This window comes from Acinetobacter towneri DSM 14962 = CIP 107472 (genome assembly GCF_000368785.1).
Classification (GTDB): Bacteria; Pseudomonadota; Gammaproteobacteria; order Pseudomonadales; family Moraxellaceae; genus Acinetobacter; species Acinetobacter towneri.
In genome coordinates, this window is record NZ_KB849692.1 from 1 (window position 1) to 3,905 (window position 3,905).

Annotated in this window: 7 protein-coding genes; 4 read left to right on the top strand and 3 right to left on the bottom strand. The window is 37.9% G+C overall.

What is annotated here, in order from left to right; translation table 11 throughout:
• Nucleotides 1-1,288, bottom strand: a 1,288-nt coding sequence (locus F947_RS12635; RefSeq protein WP_004976359.1) for a SulP family inorganic anion transporter, incomplete at its 3' end; no start/stop codon positions are given.
• Nucleotides 1,289-1,537: 249 nt separating this feature from the next.
• A complete protein-coding gene (locus tag F947_RS12640; RefSeq protein ID WP_004976362.1) occupies nucleotides 1,538-1,747 on the bottom strand; it encodes a hypothetical protein in 210 nt (69 codons plus the stop codon).
• A gap of 255 nt (nucleotides 1,748-2,002) precedes the next feature.
• On the opposite strand from F947_RS12640, the gene F947_RS12645 reads away from it, so the two are divergent.
• Together F947_RS12645 and nadS are read left to right on the top strand one after the other, a co-directional pair.
• Entirely contained in the window at nucleotides 2,003-2,323 is a 321-nt protein-coding gene (locus F947_RS12645; protein ID WP_000897307.1) for a type II toxin-antitoxin system RelE/ParE family toxin, read from the top strand.
• The gene (gene nadS, locus F947_RS12650; protein WP_000369781.1) at nucleotides 2,316-2,588 is read left to right on the top strand and encodes a NadS family protein; all 273 of its coding nucleotides are present in this window, start codon (nucleotides 2,316-2,318) and stop codon (nucleotides 2,586-2,588) included. Before F947_RS12645 ends, nadS begins: the two co-directional genes overlap by 8 nt.
• A 128-nt stretch (nucleotides 2,589-2,716) precedes the next feature.
• Here the strand turns inward: nadS and F947_RS12655 are convergent, their stop codons facing one another.
• Nucleotides 2,717-3,148, bottom strand: a complete 432-nt coding sequence (locus F947_RS12655) for an immunity protein YezG family protein (protein ID WP_026438531.1) — start codon at nucleotides 3,146-3,148, stop codon at nucleotides 2,717-2,719.
• Nucleotides 3,149-3,300: 152 nt separating this feature from the next.
• On the opposite strand from F947_RS12655, the gene F947_RS12660 reads away from it, so the two are divergent.
• Together F947_RS12660 and F947_RS15015 are read left to right on the top strand one after the other, a co-directional pair.
• Nucleotides 3,301-3,561 (top strand): type II toxin-antitoxin system RelB/DinJ family antitoxin, encoded by a 261-nt coding sequence (locus tag F947_RS12660; protein WP_004778838.1) that lies wholly within the window; start codon nucleotides 3,301-3,303, stop codon nucleotides 3,559-3,561.
• Between the two features lie 93 nt (nucleotides 3,562-3,654).
• Nucleotides 3,655-3,837 (top strand): type II toxin-antitoxin system YafQ family toxin, encoded by a 183-nt coding sequence (locus tag F947_RS15015; RefSeq protein WP_228619233.1) that lies wholly within the window; start codon nucleotides 3,655-3,657, stop codon nucleotides 3,835-3,837.
• Nucleotides 3,838-3,905: the final 68 nt, after the last annotated feature.

Sequence of the window (3,905 nt, forward strand, 5' to 3'; positions counted from 1 at the left end):
CCTCCTTTACATCCTCTTTAAAGTCAAAACCTTGCATGAATTTTTCAGAAGAACTAAAGAAGATCTGACCTCTCAACTCATATAAACGGGCCATTCCTTCAAAAGATGCTGTCACCTGGATATCATTTTCAAGTTTATTCGCCAGGAACAAGGCTGAAAGTAATACGCCTGTTAACACACCCAAAGCCAGGTTATGCGTAGCAACAACTACAATCACCGTCGCAATCATGACGATATTACTGCTCTTAGGATTATCTTTTAACTGAGTGACAGAACTCCATTCAAAGGTACTGATAGAGACCATTATCATTACCGCTACCAATGCAGCCATTGGAATCACTTTGAGCCAGTCGCTGATAAATACAACCAGAATAAGAAGAAAAATGCCCGCAGAGAATGTTGATAAGCGTGTAAGGCCACCTGATTTTACGTTAATCATAGATTGACCAATCATTGCACAACCGGCCATGCCACCCATAAAGCCAGAAGCAATATTCGCAATCCCTTGTCCCTTACATTCCTGATATTTATCACTTGGCGTATCAGTCATTTCATCCACGATAGTTGCTGTCATCATCGATTCAAGTAAACCTACAGCCGCCAGTGCGACTGAATAAGGCAAAATAATCATCAATGTTTCAATATTCAAAGGAATATCTGGAATCAAGAACATTGGAAGTGTGTCAGGTAAAGACCCCATATCGCCCACGGTCCGTACATCAATTCCTAAAGCGATTGCCAATAATGTGATTGCAATGATGCAGACTAGTGGAGAAGGGAGTAATTTTCCTAATTTGGGAACCAGAGGGAATAGATAAATAATTGCTAAACCTAAAGCAACAAAAGCATATACATGCCAGGTCACATTAATCAGTTCAGGCAATTGAGCCATGAAAATTAAGATCGCTAACGCATTTACGAATCCAATAACCACAGATTTAGATACAAACCGCATTAACTTGGCGAGCTTTAAATAGCCTGCCAATATTTGAATCACGCCTGTCAAAATTGTTGCTGCCAGCAGATATTCAAGCCCATGCTCTTTGACCAATGTGACCATAAGCAGCGCCATTGCACCAGTGGCTGCTGAAATCATGGCAGGACGACCACCTACGAAAGAAATCACGACGGCAATACAGAAGGATGCGTATAGACCAACTTTAGGATCTACACCTGCAATAATTGAAAATGCGATGGCTTCAGGGATGAGTGCAAGACCGACGACTAATCCGGCAAGTACATCCCCACGGATGTTAGAGAACCACTGTTCTCGGACATTAGATAACATAAACATAGCCTGTTTTTTAATTTTTCAGATAGGCTAGTGATGTGATATATACAACACACAAACGACTACACCACATCACTAGACAGTGATGAGTTATTTACAGATTTAAGACGATAAATAAACTTAAGGTGGCGTAAGTGTCATAAGATGAAAGAACGTTTTAGAGTAAAAAAATCAGGACAAGGGTAACAGCTAGGTACTTTTTTATAAAGCCTGGATGTTATATCCAAGCTTTGTTTAATCGGTATTTTATGAAGCTTTTGGCTCCCCAAGTAATTGACCTATTTCCAAACGTGTATAGCCACGTTCTTTAAAAATCAAAACAATAGCCTGTTTATAATCTTCAGAAGTAGAAGTCTTATACTTAGTTATCAGTTGATTTTCAGAATTCAGCTCAAGATCATTTTTGATGGTCAATACTTCGCTAGAGATCTTGTTAAAGATATTTAGGTTAAACATACAGGCACTCGTCATCCGTATTATAGCGGCCCGACTATAACGAATACCTGTCTTAGCTACGCTAGACACCCTTGGCCGCAAGGATTACAAATTAAGAAAAATTCCGCAAGTTTTTGTCTATTGAAAGAATAAATAATCTCCCAACTGCTATCTATTTAACATAATGGCTGTTATGCGAAACGAGAGCTACCAGCTCTCGTTTTTTGTTATGGAAACTGCTAAAATTCAAATACGCCATTGACGTATAAAGAGTCCATGTTATTTATTGAAACCAGCATCTTTACCAAGCAAATTAAAGACCTTGTATCTGATGAGGAATATCGTCAACTTCAGCAAGATCTTTTGGTACAGCCTGATAGAGGTGACCTAATCAAGAATGGCGGTGGTATTCGCAAAGTACGTTGTGCTCAAGGTAACAAAGGGAAAAGTGGTGGGATACGGGTGATTTATTATTGGGTCACCGAGGATGATCAGATCTTTTTCTTAGTGGCTTATCCAAAATCAGTAAAAGATAATTTAACAGATAAGGAAACCGCCATTCTGCACCAACTCGTGAAGGAGCAATTTCATGGATAACAACTTATTTGATGACTTGGTTGCTTCAATCAAAGAAGCTGGAGCTATCAAACGTAAAGAAGTTAAAGCAAGCCGAGTTACAGAACTCGAATTGCCTGATATTAAAGAAGTACGTGAAAAAACTGGCTTGAGCCAAAATGAATTTGCTGCACGTCTACATATTAGCCCCCGTACCCTGCAAAATTGGGAACAGGGACGACGCTATCCAACTGGACCAGCAGCTACATTGATTCGAATTTTAGATGCTCACCCAAGCCTTATTTGAAAAAATTACTTAAAAAATGGGAGCTTAAGGCTCCCATTTTTATTTCGTATAAGGTGTATTATGTTAATTTTAGAAAAACTAATTTTTTAGCAAAAACAAAATCTAATCTTCTAAAAAAGCTCTACGATTTATTCTGTTCTTAACCCTAATCGTTTTTTCCATTCTTCTATAGGGATATAATATTGATCTAACTCTTCTTCCTTGAGATCACTTACTCTTCGCATGTATAAAGTCGGCCAGTGATCCTCTTCAGGGATATAAGCAAACTCTATATTAAATTTTCCTTCTTCTGTTAGGGTGATCTTATAGTTCGTCCATTTTTCTATAAATAGCTCCAATGATCTCAACTCTTTTATCAGCCCACAAATATTTTCTTCAATTTCATATGCGCGTTCACCAAATGGAAAAGAATCAATATTTCCATTCTTCAAACGCCATTCAGCCCCACCAGAATAGTGTTCAGGGTATATATCACCAATAAAATATATTTCTATCGCCTCATTTGGCATTATTGACCATAGAAGTTCGCCAATTTTTTGATAAATTTCCTGTTCGTTCATTTTCAACATTCAAAAATTATTACCATTCAATTAAATGATCTTTTTTATAGTATTAAAAGCCTTATATTTAACATAATGGTGGTTATACGAATTGAACTTTTCTTCATCTAAGAATATAGTGTGATTAACAATGTTAATCATAGGAGCTTAACATGGCTTCAAATGCACTAGTCACTACTCGCATTAACGAAAACATTAAGCATGAAGCAACAGAAGTTCTTGCAACAATGGGCTTAACTGTCTCAGATGCAGTTCGCTTGCTGTTAACCAAGGTAGCGAAAGAAAAGGCTCTGCCTTTTGAAATTTGGCAGCCCAATCCTGAAACCATTGCTGCAATGGAAGAAGATCTAAGCAAAGCAAAGAGCTTCACTTCTGTTAAAGATTTGATGGCTGATCTAAATGCGGACGATTAAGTACACATCAGCATTCAAGAAAGACTATAAACGTGAGAAAAAAGGCAGCATCGAAATACATTAGATGCTGAACTACAAACTGTTTTAGAATTATTGCAAGCTGATGAAGCCTTGCCTGAAAAGTATCGTGACCATGCTTTGGTCAGTAATTGGGTAGGTCATCGTGATTGCCATATCAAACCTGATCTCGTTTTAATCTATAAGAAAACAGAAGAAGGTGAACTACTAATTTTGAAATTAGTTCGCTTAGGCAGTCATAGCGAATTAGCAATTTGAATGATGTAACCCCCAAAGAGCGTTGACATACTCCGTACTAAACCGGTGATTTAATGGGGAGCATGTCA